Below are 17,237 nucleotides of genomic sequence, written 5' to 3' on the forward strand. Positions count from 1 at the left end.
TTTATTGCGGCTTGGACGAAGAAGGGCGGGTCGGGCTTGGGACCTCATCGCTTAACTTCGACGGGCTCGACTTCGGCCGTCTGGTCCTAGGTTCGAGCACCGCGGCCGGTCCGTCGGTCTTCGCGCGCTTGCGCAATTCGTAGAACGACTTGCGGGAGATGCCGTGCTCGGCGCAAAACGTTGAGACCGCCCCGCGGGGCGCGTCATCGGGCCACTGCGAGATCGCGAGGCGGACACGAGGATCGATGGGTTCATTAACAGCCACCGCCCGAGCCTCGGGGCAGGAGTGTCACCACCAAAGACCGCCCGAACGATCACCGATGTCCTGATACAGAACTGTCACCGATGTCTTGGGAGATGACAGTCGGCCTGTCGGCCGGCTGTGGCATAATCGAAAACATGTTCGAAGGATGTAGCGGTCGGCAGCCCTCGCCGCAGTCGCTGGCGCACATGGATGCGTTGGCCGAGGAGATCGAGCGTCGGTATCGGCAGCGGACCCCGACGAACGAGTCGGTGGGGTTTGTGCAGCGGATATGTGCGGCGGCGCGTATCGAGAATCAGGCGGCGGCGGCGCAGTTAGTGGCGTTGGGGGAGTTGTTCGCGTATCGGTTCACACAGGCGCCGGCGTCTGATGATTGGGCGATCGACACCATGGCGGCCGTCGCCGCGGAGGTGGCGGCGGGATTGCGGATAGGGCAGCGCCGGGCGGTGACTCTGGTGGAGTATGCCCGGGCGATGCGCGAGCGCCTCCCCAAGACCGCCGAGGTGTTCATTGCCGGTGACATCGATTTTCTGGCGTTTTCCACGATCGTGTACCGCACCGATCTGATCGAGAACCCTGACGTCTTGGCCAAGGTCGACAAGGTGGTGGCCGCGAATGTGGCCCGGTGGCCCTCGATGAGCCGGGGCCGATTGTCGGGCAAGCTGGATGCGATCGTGGCCCGCATCGATCTGGATGCGGTGCGCCGACGCAAAGAACGCCAAACCAACCGCGAGATCTACCTCGGATCCGAGCAGGACGGCATCTCGCGCATCGAGGGCAGCCTGTACTCCGTGGATGCGCACGCGCTGGACATACGCCTGAACGAGTTGGCGGCCACCGTGTGCGGACACGACCCGCGCACCGCTGAGCAGCGCCGCGCGGATGCTTTGGGGGCGCTGGCCGCCGGTGCGGATCGGCTGGGGTGTCGCTGCGGCCTTAGGGATTGCGCGGCCGGCAAACGCCCGGCGGCTTGCCCGGTGACGATTCACGTGATCGCCGACCAAGCCACGCTGACCGGTGCCAGCGACACCGGGGCGTGGGAGCTCGGCGCCGACGGGCTGATCCCCCCTGAGCTGATCGCCGAACTCGCCACCACCGCGAAGCTGGTCCCGCTGGTCCACCCCGGATGCACCGCCCCCGAGCCGCAGTACATCCCGTCGAAAGCGCTGGCCGATTTCGTGCGCTGCCGCGACCTGACGTGCCGCTGGCCGGGCTGCGACGTGCCCGCCGTCCGCTGCGACCTCGACCACACGATTCCCTACGACGGGGGTGGTCCCACGCATGCGGGGAATCTCAAATGCTATTGCCGCACACACCATTTGACCAAAACTTTCTGGGGCTGGAAAGAGCAACAACTCGCTGACGGGACGCTGATCCTGACCTCACCGGCTGGCACGACCCATGTCACCACCCCGGGCAGTGCGCTGCTATTCCCCAGCCTGTGCTACGCCGTGGGCGGCATGCCCACCCCCGAAACCGACCCCCGACCGCCTTCACGCGACTGCGGTAATCGGGCGGCGATGATGCCCAAACGCCGCCGCACCCGCACCCAAAACCGTGCCGCGCGCGTCGCCACCGAACGCCGCGCCAACCGCAACGCCCGCACCGCAGAGCGAGCCCAACGCCCCAGCTACGACTACTTCGCGCCGCACCCGCCTCCCGGTCCGGACGACGAACCGCCGCCCTTCTAGGGGCAATCAGCGGTCCCGAACTTCACGGCAAAACCCGCGTTGCGGATCCCGGTCGCGAGTAACCTCGCAGCCACCGGTTGCGCCGCGGGGGGTCGTCACAGCGCTGCTCACCCCTCGCCAGGTCCCCCAAGGAGACACCTGTGTCCTACGTCGTGGCAACGCCTGACTTCTTGGCGGGTGCCGCTACGGATTTGGCCGCGATCGGGTCGGCGGTCGGCGCGGCGAACTCGGCGGCTGCCAACTCCACTACGTCGTTGCTGACCGCGGGCGCCGACGAGGTGTCGACGCGCATTTCGGAGTTGTTCGGCGCGTACGGCTTGGATTATCAGGCGCTCAGCGGGCAAGCGACGCAGCTTCATGAGCAGTTCGTGCTCAATCTAGCGGCGGCCGGGAACGCCTACCTGGGCACCGAGACCGCCAGCGCCGTCTCGATGTCGGGCGCGGCGGCGGCCACCAGGATTACCGTCCCCGGCGCGGGGCCGCTCTACTTTCCGGGCATCATTACCCAGCTGCCCTACCTCGGACAGGTATACCTCGAGGGCGGCATACCCGGGCCGAGTTCCGTGTCGATCCTGCAGGGCTACGACCTGCTCAACCAGGCCATCGGGGAGAACTGGTTCCCCGGCACCGTCGCTCAGGTCGTCAACTACCCGGCCAGCATGGGCATCATCAGCGGCAGTCCGACCGCCCCCGATGTCAACACCGCCGTCACCATCGGACAGCAGATGCTCAACGGCCAGATCATGAGCGCGGTGGCCAACGGCGGCGGTGCACCGGTGAGCATAGCCGCGCTGTCCGAGGGAACCCTCGTTGCCAATCGCGAGTTGGCCTACCTGGCAACCGATCCCAGTGCTCCGCCGGCCCATGACCTGAAGTTCGCCCTGTTCTCCGACCCGGAGCTCGGCCTATTTCACATCTACCTGCCTAACGGGTTTACCTTGCCCATCGTCAACTACACGGCTGCGGGCCTCCCGAACACGCAGTACGACGTCAGCGTGGTGTACGGCCAGTACGACTTCTGGGGCAATCCGCCAGACCGGCCCTGGAATCTGCTTGCGGATGTGAACTCGCTGTTCGGGGCGGCCTACTACCACGACACGGCGTCTCTTGCCACGAGGTCGGACGCGGTGGTGGTGTCCAGCGTGACCGACTCCGCGGGCGGCACGATCACCACGTACATGATCCCCTCACCGACTCTGCCGATGTTGTTGCCACTCGAGCAGATCGGTGTCCCGCAACCGATCATCGGCGGCCTCAATTCGGTGCTGCAGCCGATCGTCGACGACGGCTATTCGTCTCTGACACCGGACGCCGGACCGTACTTCTCCGAAGGGTCGCTGGTCGGCTTACCCGGACTCTTTGGCTCAGCCCCGCAATGACTTTGGTGGAACCGTGCATGCGATCAACGTCTCGGCGTCGATCGTTTGCGGGCGGTAACCCAGTCTCGCCAAACGAGCCGACATGGCGGCAACCGGGTCCTCGGTGACCGTCGACATGCCGGACAGGAAGGCCCACTCGTGCTCGTCGCTGCCGAAATAGACTACGGTGCCGAAGATTTCGTGGAAGCGTCGCCACGATCGACGCAGCGACTCGTTGCGCCACAGTGTCGGGCAGCCGGCCTGTCCGACGACGACATGACCAATGCTGCGGCATTTCTCGAGAAAGTCTGCATCGTAGAGCCGGTTGTGCTGTGCGGGCACGGTTTGCTCGTCGGGAAGGTCTATCACCACGACGTCATAGGCGGCATGGGCCGCCAGGGACTGCTCCACAAAGCTCCAGCCGTCGCGGTAATGCATGGTGACCCGGCCCAGTCCGCTTTCCGCCCTGGCTAATTCGTCGACCGAGTAACCGTACGGCAGGTGCTGCGCGCAGAGCCGAACCGCCGCGCGGTCGATGTCGACATGGTCGACGTGCAGCGCGCCCGCGGACACCGCCAATTGGCTCACCACCCCTTCGCCGGACCCGATGACGAGAACCCGCTCGGCCTTGCCGGCCAACAGCAGCGCCGGCATCAGCAGGGCCTCGTGATAGACGAGTTGGCTGAACTCGGTGCTCTGCCGTTCACCATCGCTGAACAGCGCGACGCCCTGCGTGGTCCGGCCGATCACCACATGCTGAAAATCGGTCCGCACGTCACAGATGACCTCCGACAGTGACCAAGTGCGGCTGAGCCCGGGTCCCAACCGCTCGACGACCTTGCCAGCCGAGGCGGGCGGGGCACCCGCGAAATATGTTGGCAGCGGGTCGAATCCGTTGAAAGATACCGACGCGTAACTGGCGGTGTACGCACCGGCGTGGTCGATCTCCACGCGATCGCCGGAAACCAGCGTCACCGGGAGCGGATATTTCTGGTAGAGCACGTCGTCGCCGTCGCACGTCGGACCCGCGAGGACGGCGTCGTCGGTCGGGTCGTCGTCGCGACCGGTCCGCAACCGGTACCGGATGTACTCGTTTTCGGCCTCCGCGAGACCTCCGTAGCGACCGATATCGAGGTAGACCCATCGCCGGCCGTCGGTGCCGATACGCACCGACACGACCTGGCAGTGGATGGTGCCGGCCGTGCCCACGATCGCGCGGCCGGGTTCCACCGCGAGCTGTGGTCGATCGCCGCCGAAATAGCGCCTCAGCGCGGCCGCGACGGTGTCGCCGATGGCGTCAAGCGACGGCACGTCGGCGGCATACACGATCGGAAAGCCGCCCCCGACGTTGATCGTCGTCAGGCCGTCCACAGCGGCGAAAATCTCAGCGGCATAACGTATCCCGAGCTCCCACGCCGCGACGTCCACCTGCTGTGAGCCGACATGAAAGCACACGCCCTCCGGCCGCAGACCGAGCCGCCGGGCGCGAATCAGCATGTCGGCCGCCTCGGCCGGGGCGCAGCCGAACTTGTGCCCAAACGGCGTCACCGATGACGGAAATGCCGGTGCGATACGGCATTCCACGACCGAACCTGGCGCGTTCTCGGCGATCCCGGTCAATCCGTCCTCGGTGTCGAACGCGAACCGCCGCACCCCGCGGGCATAGGCCACACCTACCGTCGACGGCGTTTTGATGGTGTTACCGAACGCCAGAAGGGAGCCGTCGATGCCGACGGTGGCGCACGCTTCGATCTCACCGATCGAGGCGACGTCGAACGAGGCCCCCTCGGCCGCGAGCAGCCGCAGGATCGGGCCGGCGGGATTCGCCTTGACCGCATAGCGGATCGACGCGTCCGGCAACACGGTACGCAACGCGCGGAAGTTCTTGCGTACCCGCCCGAGATCGATCGTCAGGTAAGGCGTTTCGCGCACATGAGCGAGCCTAGCCCGCCGGGTGCGCCGGCAGCGAGAAGTGCTCGGGCGGCACCGACGGCCCGCTCGCGGTCGGCGGCGACGACGACGTCATAGGCGACGCGATCCCGTCGATGACCGACGTGACGTCGCCGTTGAGCCGCTCGAAGTTCAGCACCCCATGCGCAAAATTCTGCGTGATCCGCAGTGGCTCCTGTATCTCCGCGCTGGTGGGCAACCCAAGCGGACCCCGCTCGTAACTCAGCGAGGCCCAGGCGTCATAGATCGCTCCGGTGACAGGCTCGGCGCCGGTGACCGATGACCAGTACATGGCACCCTTGGCGAACGTCACGTATTTCGCGTCCCCCACGGCGTCTTGTTCCGGCGAGGTCGGCGCCCCCAGGAAGCTGTTCATCCCGCCCAGCGCCTGCCAGCGGTCGTAGATCGCGCCGCCCTGCAGTGCCTTGAGTAGTTCTTCGGGCGGATCGTTGAAATGCGATGCGATGTCACGGATTTCGTCCATCAGCGCATACGCGGCATTGCCGGGGCAGTCGGTGTTTCCGACGTCGCGGTGGGTAAAAATGGTGGGCAACGTGGCGGTGGCCCCGGCCGGGAAGGTGGTGTACCGACTACCGGCCGACACCAGGGACACCGTGCCCTTGGGGTCAACATTGTCCATACCCAGCCGCCAGCCCAACAGGCGGCCGATGGCCCTGATTTGCAGCGGGGTCGGCGGCACGTCGTCGAAGTTCCCGATCATCGCCACCCCCCAGGTGTTGCGGTTGAATCCACCGGTGTGGAACGCCTCGACCGGTTTGGTCAATCCGCCGGCACTGCCCTCGAACACCTGGCCGTACTTGTCGACCAGGGCGTTGTAGGCGATATCGCACCAGCCCAGCGTCCTGCTGTGGTAGGTGTAGATCGCCTTGACGATACCGGCCGACTCCTGCGGCGTGTAGTCGTTGCTGCCGGCGGTGTGGTGTACCACCGCGGCGCGAAGTCCGTTGCCGTACTGGGGAGTTCCGCAGCGCAGTGACTCGTCGGCGCCCCATTCGGCGCGGCTGATGATGGTGGGCGGCTGGCCCGGGGTGACCACTCCGGTCGGGGGCGTCCAATGCGATCCAGCCGGGGCCTGCGGCGGGGATATCAGGATCGCGGAGATGTTCTGCCCGAAGGGCTGGTCTTTGCTCGCGGGGCGGTAGCCCAGATCGCTGGGCGGCGGGCCGGCCGGCGCCTGTGTCACCGGAGCGTCGGCGGGGCGGGTGACCGCGATCTGCACGGTCGTCGTGGCGCCCACGAACACCGGGTCGGTGCTGCGTGGCCCGGCGGGAGCCTCGGGTGATGTGTCAGGTGCCGAAGTCTGGTACTCGGTCTGATACCAGGGTCCCCAGGAGCCGTCGGGGCGCCTGGCACGCACTCGGGTGGAGGTGTCGGCGAGGTCGCCGGTCAATGCGACCAACGAAAATGGGGTGTCCTGCGTGACCTCGCGTACCGTGACACCGCCGCCGAGTCCGATCAGCGGTTGCTCGGAGAGTCGGGTATCGCGGGCGGGGGCCAACTCACCGGGATCAGCTGCCGGACGGTTCAGCACCCACGCGACGATGACGACAGTCGCCGCGAAGGCGGTCAGCAACATCGTCGGCGCGCGGCTGCGAGACGTCACCAGGCGATGTTACGTGTGTTCCTATTGTTATTAGTGAGGCGACACGGTATATGCAGGCACAAACTCGCGAACACCGTCGACGGCACCGCAGAGAGTGAACTCGACTCTGCGGTGCCGTCCGGTGACGGGTTCTCTAGCTGGCCATGCCTCAGCGGGTCGGCAGCACCGGGGTCAACGCCCCCGGGACGGCTGCGGCTGCCCCGGCAGCGGCCGGTGCGACGGCGCCCGGAACTGCTGCGGCGGCGCCGGGTACCGCTGCGGCGGCCCCCGGAATGGCACCGGCGGCGCCCGGGATTGCTGCGGCGGCACCTGGAATGGCACCGGCGGCGCCCGGCAATGCTGCGGCAGCGCCCGGCGCGGCCGCTCCGCCGTTCTGCACGCCCTGCATGATCGCCGGCATGATCAGGCCCTTGAGCAGATCGATGGCCTGGCTGGCGCCCAGCTGGTTGGCGGCTTGCATGACGTCATTGACGAGCCCGCCACCACCGCTGGGTGCGGCGGCCGCTGCGGGCGATGTGCCACCCACGCCGCCAAGGCCGCTCGTGTCACCGAGGATCGGATAGGTTCCGTCGCTACCCGGGTCCAACCCGGTAGGCGTGCTGATCGGAACCTCGCCGGTACCGGTCGGACTGGTCAGTCCGGGTAAGGCTCCGGTCGGGCTGGTCAGCGCGGGGTTGGGGCTGGTGACCCCGGGCAGGGTCGGGGTGGTCACACCCGTCGACGGCAGGGCGGCACTCGGCGTGGTGAGCCCGGGTGTCGTGGCGCCCGGCGTCGTGGCCCCCGGCAGACTCGTACCCGGCAGAGTCGGACTGGTCAGGCCGGGCGTGGTCGTCAGGCCGGGCGTGGTGCCCAGCCCGGGGCTGGTCAGCCCGGTGGTGCCGAGGCCCGGGCTGGTCAGGCCGGTGCCGCCGGTGGTGCCGCCGGTCAGGCCTGGCAAGGGTGGCAGGTTGACCCCGAACTGCGACAGGCCCTGCGACAGAGCACCCATCAGTTCACCCGGGAGGTCGGTCATCACCGCAGCCTGCTTGAACTCGTGGTGTTCGGTCGGCTTGGTGGCTGCTGTCGATTCGTAAACAAGGAAAAATGCGCAAGGACTCGCGACTGCCAGGGCGGCGACCGCGCTCATGGCTGTCGAAAGCTTGCGTCGGCGTCGGTTCGGCACGGAAGTCTCCTCAATAGCTGAATATGCCTGGACTATGTCCCGTGTGGATTTCTCCTGCCTCGGAAGTCCCGAGCGCATTCCGTGAACCACACACCGTTGATGGTACGAGTGTGAATGCTGTGACTAGAGTGGCTATATCGAATCGTGAGGCAATCGCGTCCCGGAGTGTGACCTTGATGGCGAGGTCCCGAATCGGTCCCGAGCCGTCAAGTCGGGTTTTGTTAGCAAGGTCGGATACCCTAGGCAACCGATGACCGCGCGTTTCGACCCTCCCGCTCGTTTCGACCTCCTAGTCGTCGGCTCCGGATTCTTCGGCCTGACGATTGCCGAGCGCGTGGCCACTCAACTCGACAAGCGCGTGCTCGTCGTGGAGCGGCGCCCGCACATCGGCGGCAACGCCTATTCCGAACCGGAGCCGCAGACCGGCATCGAAGTCCACAAGTACGGCGCGCACCTCTTCCATACCTCTAATAAGAGGGTCTGGGACTACGTGCGGCAGTTCACCGAGTTCACCGATTACCGGCATCGGGTGTTCGCGATGCACAACGGGCAGGCCTACCAGTTCCCGATGGGCCTGGGGTTGGTCTCGCAGTTCTTCGGCAAGTACTTCACCCCCGCGCAGGCGCGGCAGCTGATCGCCGAACAGGCCGCCGAGATACCCACCGCCGACGCGCAAAACCTCGAGGAGAAGGCGATCTCGCTGATCGGCCGGCCGCTGTACGAGGCGTTCGTCAAGGGTTACACCGCCAAGCAGTGGCAGACCGACCCCATTGAGCTTCCGGCTGCCGTCATCAACAGGCTCCCGGTGCGCTACACGTTCGACAACCGGTACTTCAGCGACACCTACGAAGGCCTGCCCGTCGACGGCTACACGGCGTGGCTTACCAAGATGGCCGCCGACGACCGGATCGAGGTCAGGTTGGACACCGACTGGTTTGACGTGCGTGACCAGCTGCGCGCCGACAACCGGGAGGCACCTGTCGTGTACACCGGCCCGCTGGACCGTTACTTCGACTACGCCGAGGGGCGGCTGGGTTGGCGCACACTGGACTTCGAGGTGGAGGTGCTACCGGTTGGTGACTTCCAGGGCACGCCGGTGATGAACTACAACGACCTCGACGTGCCCTACACGCGCATCCACGAATTCCGTCACTTCCACGCCGAGCGCGATTACCCATCCGACAAGACGGTCATCATGCGGGAATACTCCCGGTTCGCCGAAGACGACGACGAGCCCTACTATCCGATCAACACCGAGGCCGACCGCGCCCTGTTGGCCGCCTATCGAGCCAGGGCGAAGTCCGAGACCGCGTCGGGGAAAGTTCTGTTCGGCGGCCGCTTGGGCACCTATCAATATCTGGATATGCATATGGCCATTGCCAGCGCTTTGAACATGTATGACAACGTCCTCGCGCCACACCTGCGCGACGGGGCGCCGCTGCTCGGCGAGGAGGCGAGCGCGTGACCGCTGTGAGCCTGCTGTCCCGGATCATCCTGCCGCGTCCGGGCGAGCCCCTCGACGTGCGCAAGCTGTACCTGGAGGAGTCGACCACCAACTCCCGGCGCGCGCATGCGACCAGCCGTACGTCGCTGCAGATCGGCAAGGAGTCCGAGGTGTCGTTCGCCACCTACTTCAATGCCTTCCCGGCCAGCTACTGGCGCCGCTGGACCATCTGCAAGTCCGTGGTGCTGCGGGTCGAGGTCACCGGCGCCGGCCGCGTCGACGTCTACCGGACCAAGGCCACGGGCGCCCGCATTCTTGTCGAGGGCCGCCAATTCGTCGGCAGCGGAGACGATTCCGGTGAGCCGCAGGTTGTCGAGATAGAGGTGGGTCTGGGACCGTTCGAGGACGGCGGCTGGATCTGGTTCGACATCACCACCGACACCGCGGTCACACTATGCGGCGGCGGCTGGTATGCGGCCGAGCCCGCTCCCGGGATCGCCAAAATCGCGGTCGGGATCCCGACCTTCAACCGCCCCGCCGACTGCGCCAACGCGCTGCGCGAGCTGACCGTGGACCCGTTGGTGGACGAGGTGATTGGTGCGGTGATCGTGCCCGATCAAGGGGTCCGCAAGGTACGGGACCATCCGGACTTTCCCGCCGCGGCGGCCCGGCTGGGCAACCGTCTCTCCATCCACGACCAACCCAACCTGGGCGGCTCGGGCGGCTACAGCCGGGTGATGTATGAGGCGCTGAAAAACACTGACTGCCAACAGATCCTGTTCATGGACGACGACATCCGCATCGAGCCGGACTCGATCCTGCGGGTGCTGGCGATGCACCGCTTCGCCAAGGGTCCGATGCTGGTCGGCGGCCAGATGCTCAACCTGCAGGAGCCGTCGCACCTGCACATCATGGGCGAGGTGGTGGACCGGTCGAACTTCATGTGGACCGCCGCGCCGCACGCCGAATACGACCACAATTTCGCCGAATATCCGCTGAGCGACAAAGACGAAAAGAGCAGGCTGCTGCACCGGCGCATCGACGTCGACTACAACGGCTGGTGGACATGCATGATCCCGCGGCAGGTCGCCGAGGAGTTGGGGCAGCCGCTGCCGCTGTTCATCAAATGGGACGACGCCGACTACGGCCTGCGGGCCGCTGAACACGGCTACCCCACCGTGACGCTGCCCGGCGCGGCGATCTGGCACATGGCGTGGAGCGACAAGGACGACGCCATCGACTGGCAGGCCTATTTCCACCTACGCAACCGGCTGGTGGTCGCCGCGATGCACTGGAACGGCGATATCGGCGGCCTGGTCCGCAGCCACCTCAAGGCAACACTGAAACACCTTGCCTGCCTTGAATATTCGACGGTGGCGATCCAGAACAGAGCCATCGACGACTTCCTGGCCGGCCCGGAGCACATCTTCTCGATCCTGGAATCGGCGCTGCCCGAAGTGCACCGCATGCGCAAGGACTACCCGGACGCGGTCATCCTTCCGGCGGCCAGCGAGCTGCCGCGGCCGTTGAACAAGACCAAGGCGATGAAGCCGCCGGTCAATCCCGCGTCCATCGGCTACCGGCTGACCCGCGGGATCTTGCACAACATGACCGCTGCCGATCCGGCCCACCATCAGCGCCCCGAATACAACGTGTCGACGCAGGACGCACGCTGGTTCCGGCTGTGCACCGTTGACGGTGCCACCGTCACGACGGCCGACGGGTGTGGGGTGGTTTACCGCCAGCGTGACCGGGCCAAGATGTTCTCGCTACTGTTCCAGTCCCTGCGCCGGCAGCGTCGGCTCGCGAGCAGGTTCGACGAGATGCGCAGGTTGTACCGCGACGCCTTGCCGGTGCTGTCCAGCATGCAGAAATGGGAGACGGCGCTGCTGCCGGCTACAGAGCATGCCTGACAGCACAGCCCCGCGCGGCGAGGTGGCCGCGATGGTGGCCGTCCAGTCGGCGCTGGGCGATCGCCCGGGTGTGCTGACCGCGGCGCGCGTGCTGTCTTACTTCGGCGAGCACAGCATCGGTTGGCTCGTGGTGTCGGCGCTCGGGGTGCTCCTGGTGCCGCGGAGGCGCCGGGAGTGGGCGATCGCCGGGGCCGGTGCGTTGCTGGCGCACGCGACCGCGGTGCTGGTCAAGCGCGTGGTGCGGCGACGACGACCGCAGCATCCGGCCGTCGCGGTGAATGTCGGCACGCCCAGCCAGCTGAGTTTCCCCTCGGCACACGCCACTTCCACCACAGCAGCGGCCATCCTGGTGGGTCGTGCCAGCGGGCTGTCTCCCAAGGCCGGCGCGGCGGTGCTGATCGCTCCCATGGCGCTGTCCCGGATCGTGTTGGGTGTGCACTATCCCAGCGACGTCGCGGCCGGCATTGCGCTGGGTGCCTCGGTCGCGGCGGTGGCGGTACGAATCGATAGAGGTGCGCCGTATGAGTGAAGACGTGGTGACCCGGCCGCCGGGCAACCTGATCATCGGAGTGGTCAAGGCGATGCGGCCCCGGCAGTGGGTGAAGAACGTGCTCGTGCTGGCCGCGCCGGTGGCCGCCGCGGGTCGCGGCGTCCGCTACGACTACGCCGACACGCTCGGCAAAGTGGGCATCGCCTTTGTGGTGTTCTGCTTGGCCGCGTCCGCGGTGTACCTGGTCAATGACGTCCGCGACGTTGACGCCGACCGTGAGCATCCGACCAAGAGATTCCGGCCGATCGCGGCCGGGGTGGTCCCCGAATGGCTGGCCTACAGCCTGGCCTTGGTGCTTGCCACGGCTTCGCTGGCGCTGTCCTGGTGGCTGACTCCCAACCTGGCGGTAGTCATGGCCGTCTACATCGGGATCCAACTGGGGTACTGCTTTGGCCTCAAACACCAGGCCGTCATCGATATCTGCATCGTGTCGTCGGCGTATTTGATCCGGGCTATCGCCGGCGGTGCGGCCACGAATATCCCTCTGTCGCAGTGGTTTTTGCTGACGGCGGCGTTTGGATCGCTGTTCATGGTGGCGGGCAAGCGCTACGCCGAGCTGCAACTCGCCGAGCGTACGGGGGCGGCGATCCGCAAGTCGCTGGAAAGTTACACCGGCACCTACCTACGGTTCGTTTGGACGTTGTCGGCCACCGCGGTGGTGATGTGCTACGGGCTCTGGGCGTTCGAGCGGGACCGGTACTCGGGGTCCTGGTACGCGGTGTCGATGGTCCCGTTCACCATCGCGATCCTGCGCTACGCCGTCGACGTCGACGGCGGGTTGGCCGGTGAGCCCGAAGACATCGTGTTGCGGGACCGGGTGTTCCAGCTGCTGGCGCTCGCCTGTATCGGGACAGTTGGTGCCGCTGTTGCCTTCGGCTAGCCCGGGTCTGGTGGCGGGGCTGGTCCCCCGCCGGCTGATGGTCAGGCGGGTCGGCCGGCCGCTGTTCCCCTACGCCGCAGTCGTTCGAATCAGCTTGTGGCTCAGCGTCTTTATCGTCGCGGTCTTGTTCGGTTGGGGCGCCTGGCAGCGGCGCTGGATCGCCGACGACGGCCTGATCGTGCTGCGCACCGTGCGTAATCTGTTGGCCGGCAACGGGCCGGTGTTCAACGCGGGCGAGCGGGTGGAGGCCAACACATCGACGGTGTGGACCTACATGATGTACGTGGGCAGCTGGGTCGGCGGCACGACGCGCATGGAGTACGTGGCGCTGGCACTCGCGCTGACGCTGTCGATCGCCGGTGTCGCATTTGTGATGCTGGGGACCGGCCGGCTGTACGCGCCCAGCCTGCGGGGCCGTCGCGCCGTCATGCTGCCCGCCGGCGCGCTGGTATACATCGCGTTACCGCCCGCGCGTGACTTCGCGACGTCCGGCCTGGAGAGCGGGCTGGTGTTGGCGTATCTGGGTTTGCTGTGGTGGATGATGGTCAGCTGGTCGCAGCCGTTGCGGAACCGACCCGAGAGCCGGGTGTTCATCTCGGCGCTCGCCTTCGTCGCGGGGTGCAGCGTGCTGGTCCGGCCCGATCTGGCGCTGCTCGGCATCGCGGCGCTGATCATGATGTTGGTCGCGGCCCGGAGTTGGCGCCGGCGCGCTGTAATAGTGGTCGCCGGCGGCTTCCTGCCGGTGGCCTACCAGGTCTTCCGGATGGGTTACTACGGGCTGCTGGTGCCGGGGACCGCGCTGGCCAAGGATGCGGCCGGCGACAAATGGTCGCAGGGCATGATCTACCTGGCGAATTTCGACGAGCCCTATGCCCTCTGGGTGCCGGTGTTGATCCTGATACCACTGGGAGCGCTGCTGGTGCTGATCCGCCGCCGGCCGTCGTTCCTGCGTCCCGCTCTGGCGCCTGACTACGGGCGGGTGGCGCGCGCGGTCCAAAGCCCGCCGGCGGTAGTGGTGTTCATGGTGCTCGGTGGGCTACTGCAGGCCCTGTACTGGATCCGGCAAGGTGGCGATTTCATGCACGGCCGCGTGTTGCTGGCCCCGCTGTTTTGTTTGCTGGCGCCGGTGGCCGTCATCCCCGTGGCGATCGCCGACGGCAAGGACTTCTCGCGGGAAACGGGCTACTGGCTGGCCGGTGCCGTCGGCGTGTTGTGGCTGGGGCTGGCGGGCTGGTCGCTGTGGGCGGCCAACTCACCGGGCATGGGTGACGACGCCACCCGCGTGACGTATTCGGGCATCGTCGACGAGCGCCGCTTCTACGCTCAGGCCACCGGGCATGCACACCCGGTGACCGCCGCCGATTACCTGGACTACCCGCGGATGGCCGCCGTCCTGACCGCGATCGACAACACCCCCGAGGGGGCGTTACTGCTGCCGTCGGGCAACTACACCCAATGGGATCTGGTGCCGATGATTCCGCCGGGAACCGCCCCCGGCGTTCCGGCCACCCAAAAGCCGCAACACGCAGTGTTTTTCACCAACCTCGGGATGGTGGGCATGAACGTCGGGCTCGATGTCAGGGTGATCGACCAGATCGGTCTGGCCAACCCGATTGCGCAGCACACCGAGCGGCTTAGGCACGGTCGGATCGGGCACGACAAAAACCTCTTCCCGGACTGGGTGGTCGCCGACGGTCCCTGGGTGAAGTGGCCCCCCGGCATTCCGGGTTACCTCGACCCGGCCTGGGTCGCGCAAGCGGCGGCGGCGCTGCAGTGTCCGGACACCAAGGCCGTCCTGAATTCGGTGCGCGCGCCGATGACGCTGCACCGGTTCGTGTCCAACGTCGTGCATTCCTTCGAGTTCACCCAGTATCGGATCGACCGCGTGCCGCTCTATGAACTCGCCCGGTGCGGGCTGCCCGTGCCCGACGTGCCCGCTGCCGCACCCCGCGAATAGACCGCGCGGGACGGATCATTTCGGACGGATCCGGAGCGCTCCGTGAAACCGGCCGAGTGGCGGCCTGCCAGAGACTGACAGCAAGATCACAAGTAGGCGTTCACCTGCGCACCACGACCGCCGTGCACATGCGAAAACACCCGGTTTTACGACTTCGTCAGGCCCGAAAATCTCTGTGATCGACCGCCGGATAACGCTTTCCGGAACATGCTCGATGTGAGCGAACCCGCGAACCTGTGGTTGACTACACGGGCGCTGCAGCGTCTCACGTCTGCAAGTCCGACCAATTCGGGGATGCGCCTAAACACCAGGATGCGCCTACAACGATGAGGCCTGAGAAGGATGAGGAAAACAGGGATGAAGCTTGTTGACAGGTTTCGCGGTGCCGTGACCGGCATGCCGCGCCGCCTCGTGGTGGGAGCCGTGGGTGCGGCCCTGCTGTCGGGTCTGATCGGCGTGGTCGGTGGCACGGCGACGGCGGGGGCGTTCTCTCGGCCAGGCCTGCCGGTGGAGTACCTGCAGGTGCCCTCCGCAGGGATGGGCCGCGACATCAAGATCCAGTTCCAGAGCGGCGGTGCCAACTCGCCCGCGCTCTACCTGCTCGACGGTATGCGCGCCCAGGACGACTTCAACGGCTGGGACATCAACACCCCGGCGTTCGAGTGGTACAACCAGTCGGGCCTGTCGGTCGTCATGCCGGTCGGTGGGCAGTCCAGTTTCTACAGCGACTGGTACAAGCCCGCCTGCGGTAAGGCCGGTTGCACCACCTACAAGTGGGAGACCTTCCTGACCAGCGAGCTGCCGGCTTACCTGCAGAGCACCAAGCAGGTCAAGCCGACCGGAAGCGCCGCGGTCGGTCTATCGATGGCCGGTTCGTCGGCGCTGATCCTCGCGGCCTACCACCCCGCTCAGTTCATCTATGCGGGCTCCCTGTCGGCGCTGCTCGACCCGTCCCAGGGCATGGGCCCGACGCTGATCGGCCTCGCCATGGGTGACGCCGGTGGTTACAAGAAGGACGACATGTGGGGCCCGAAGGAGGACCCCGCCTGGGCGCGCAACGACCCGTCGCTTCAGGTCGGCAAGCTGGTCGCCAACAACACCCGGATCTGGGTGTACTGCGGTAACGGCAAGCCGTCGGACCTCGGTGGTGACAACCTGCCCGCGAAGTTCCTCGAGGGCTTCGTGCGGACCAGCAACCTGAAGTTCCAGGACGCCTACAACGCGGCCGGTGGCCACAACGCGGTGTGGAACTTCGACGCCAACGGCACCCACGACTGGCCCTACTGGGGTGCGCAGCTGCAGGCGATGAAACCTGATCTGCAGTCGGCACTGGGCGCGACCCCGGGCACCGGTCCCGCTACTGCGACCGCAGCCGGTAACGGTCAGGGCAACTAAGCGAACGCGCTTGACGGCGGCGATCCTGCGGGGTCGCCGCCGTTAATCGTCTGCGGCCCCGCGCGTGGCGGAAATGTGGCGCACTTCACTACCCTGCTTCCGGTCGACGTGCGCCGCTGGATAGGGTGCTCAGAACGATAACCACGCGGAGGTGAGACATGAGGGGCGTGTCGGCGATGTTGCGGGTGTTCTGCGTGGCCGTACTGGCGATCGGGGCGACGGTGGTGGCCGGCGCCTCCGGCAAGGCCCGCGCGGCGGGCTACGAATCGCTCATGGTGCACTCCGCGGCGATGAACCGGGACATCCCGGTGGCCTTCCTGGCCGGCGGATCGCACGCGGTGTACCTGCTGGACCCCTTCGACGCGGGTCCCGACGTCAGCAACTGGGTCACCGCGGGCAACGCGATGAGCACCCTGGCCGGCCAGGGAATTTCGGTGGTGGCGCCGGCCGGTGGGGCGTACAGCATGTACACCAACTGGGAGCAGGACGGCAGCAAGCAGTGGGAGACCTTCCTGACCAGCGAGCTGCCCGACTGGCTGTCCGCCAACAAGGGAATAGCCCCCGGCGGCAACGCCCTCGTCGGCGCCGCCCAGGGCGGCTACGCGGCGATGGCGCTGGTGGCCTTCCACCCGGACCGCTTCGGCTACGCCGGGTCGCTGTCGGGCTTCCTGTACCCGTCGGAAACCACCTTCAACGGTGCGATCCTGGCCGGCCTGCAGCAATACGGCGGCGTGGACGGCAACGGCATGTGGGGTGCGCCGCAGCTGGGCCGGTGGAAGTGGCACGACCCGTTTGTGCACGCTTCGCTGCTGGCGCAGAACAACAGCCGGGTCTGGGTGTGGAGCGCCAAGGGCGGCGCCAGCGATCCGGCGGCCGTGCTCGGCGTCCCGGACCAGGCGACCGGCACCGGCCTGTCGTTCTACCAGCAGTATCGCAGCGTCGGTGGGCACAACGGGCACTTCGACTTCCCCGGTGGGGACAACGGCTGGGGCTCCTGGGCGGGCCAGCTCGGTGCCATGTCGGGCGATATCGTCGGCGCCATCCGCTGACG

General features: G+C 66.8%; 12 protein-coding genes and 1 pseudogene. 9 read left to right on the plus strand and 4 right to left on the minus strand.

Going from position 1 to position 17,237, the window contains the following annotated elements; genetic code table 11:
- Nucleotides 1–43: 43 nt before the first annotated feature.
- Nucleotides 44–223: pseudogene (locus JO236_RS02765) on the minus strand (helix-turn-helix domain-containing protein); the annotation flags it as partial.
- Between the two features lie 176 nt (nt 224–399).
- Here JO236_RS02765 and JO236_RS02770 point away from each other — a divergent pair.
- Both JO236_RS02770 and JO236_RS02775 read left to right on the plus strand, forming a co-directional pair.
- On the plus strand, nt 400–1,953 hold the full coding sequence (locus JO236_RS02770) for an HNH endonuclease signature motif containing protein (protein ID WP_293324416.1): 1,554 nt from the start codon (nt 400–402) through the stop codon (nt 1,951–1,953).
- Nucleotides 1,954–2,093: 140 nt separating this feature from the next.
- A complete protein-coding gene (locus tag JO236_RS02775) occupies nt 2,094–3,332 on the plus strand; it encodes a PE-PPE domain-containing protein (RefSeq protein WP_293324419.1) in 1,239 nt (412 codons plus the stop codon).
- Here the strand turns inward: JO236_RS02775 and JO236_RS02780 are convergent.
- The 3 genes from JO236_RS02780 to JO236_RS02790 form a co-directional block, all read right to left on the minus strand.
- On the minus strand, nt 3,318–5,243 hold the full coding sequence (locus JO236_RS02780) for an alanine racemase (RefSeq protein ID WP_293324426.1): 1,926 nt from the start codon (nt 5,241–5,243) through the stop codon (nt 3,318–3,320). The two genes, JO236_RS02775 and JO236_RS02780, sit on opposite strands and share 15 nt — an antisense overlap.
- A 10-nt stretch (nt 5,244–5,253) precedes the next feature.
- On the minus strand, nt 5,254–6,885 hold the full coding sequence (locus tag JO236_RS02785) for an LGFP repeat-containing protein (protein ID WP_293324428.1): 1,632 nt from the start codon (nt 6,883–6,885) through the stop codon (nt 5,254–5,256).
- Between the two features lie 148 nt (nt 6,886–7,033).
- On the minus strand, nt 7,034–8,047 hold the full coding sequence (locus tag JO236_RS02790; protein ID WP_293324429.1) for a PirG: 1,014 nt from the start codon (nt 8,045–8,047) through the stop codon (nt 7,034–7,036).
- A gap of 250 nt (nt 8,048–8,297) precedes the next feature.
- On the opposite strand from JO236_RS02790, the gene glf reads away from it, so the two are divergent.
- The 7 genes from glf (at nt 8,298) to JO236_RS02825 (ending at nt 17,235) form a co-directional block, all read left to right on the plus strand.
- Nucleotides 8,298–9,512, plus strand: coding sequence for a UDP-galactopyranose mutase (gene glf / locus JO236_RS02795; protein WP_293324430.1), 1,215 nt, complete (start codon nt 8,298–8,300; stop codon nt 9,510–9,512).
- Nucleotides 9,509–11,404, plus strand: coding sequence for a glycosyltransferase (locus tag JO236_RS02800; RefSeq protein ID WP_293324431.1), 1,896 nt, complete (start codon nt 9,509–9,511; stop codon nt 11,402–11,404). Before glf ends, JO236_RS02800 begins: the two co-directional genes overlap by 4 nt.
- Nucleotides 11,397–11,933 (plus strand): phosphatase PAP2 family protein, encoded by a 537-nt coding sequence (locus JO236_RS02805; RefSeq protein WP_293324433.1) that lies wholly within the window; start codon nt 11,397–11,399, stop codon nt 11,931–11,933. The genes JO236_RS02800 and JO236_RS02805 overlap by 8 nt, the downstream gene beginning before the upstream one ends.
- A complete protein-coding gene (locus tag JO236_RS02810) occupies nt 11,926–12,834 on the plus strand; it encodes a decaprenyl-phosphate phosphoribosyltransferase (protein WP_293324435.1) in 909 nt (302 codons plus the stop codon). The genes JO236_RS02805 and JO236_RS02810 overlap by 8 nt, the downstream gene beginning before the upstream one ends.
- Nucleotides 12,821–14,791 carry a terminal beta-(1->2)-arabinofuranosyltransferase gene (aftB, locus tag JO236_RS02815; protein ID WP_293324437.1) on the plus strand — a complete coding sequence of 657 codons (1,971 nt, stop codon included), beginning with the start codon at nt 12,821–12,823 and terminating at the stop codon, nt 14,789–14,791. Before JO236_RS02810 ends, aftB begins: the two co-directional genes overlap by 14 nt.
- Before the next feature lie 357 nt (nt 14,792–15,148).
- Nucleotides 15,149–16,186 carry a diacylglycerol acyltransferase/mycolyltransferase Ag85A gene (gene ag85A / locus JO236_RS02820; protein ID WP_293324439.1) on the plus strand — a complete coding sequence of 346 codons (1,038 nt, stop codon included), beginning with the start codon at nt 15,149–15,151 and terminating at the stop codon, nt 16,184–16,186.
- 158 nt (nt 16,187–16,344) lie between these two features.
- Nucleotides 16,345–17,235 (plus strand): esterase family protein, encoded by an 891-nt coding sequence (locus tag JO236_RS02825; protein ID WP_293324441.1) that lies wholly within the window; start codon nt 16,345–16,347, stop codon nt 17,233–17,235.
- Nucleotides 17,236–17,237 lie beyond the last annotated feature (2 nt).

The sequence above is a fragment of the Mycobacterium sp. genome (assembly GCF_019247635.1).
GTDB lineage: Bacteria > Actinomycetota > Actinomycetes > Mycobacteriales > Mycobacteriaceae > Mycobacterium.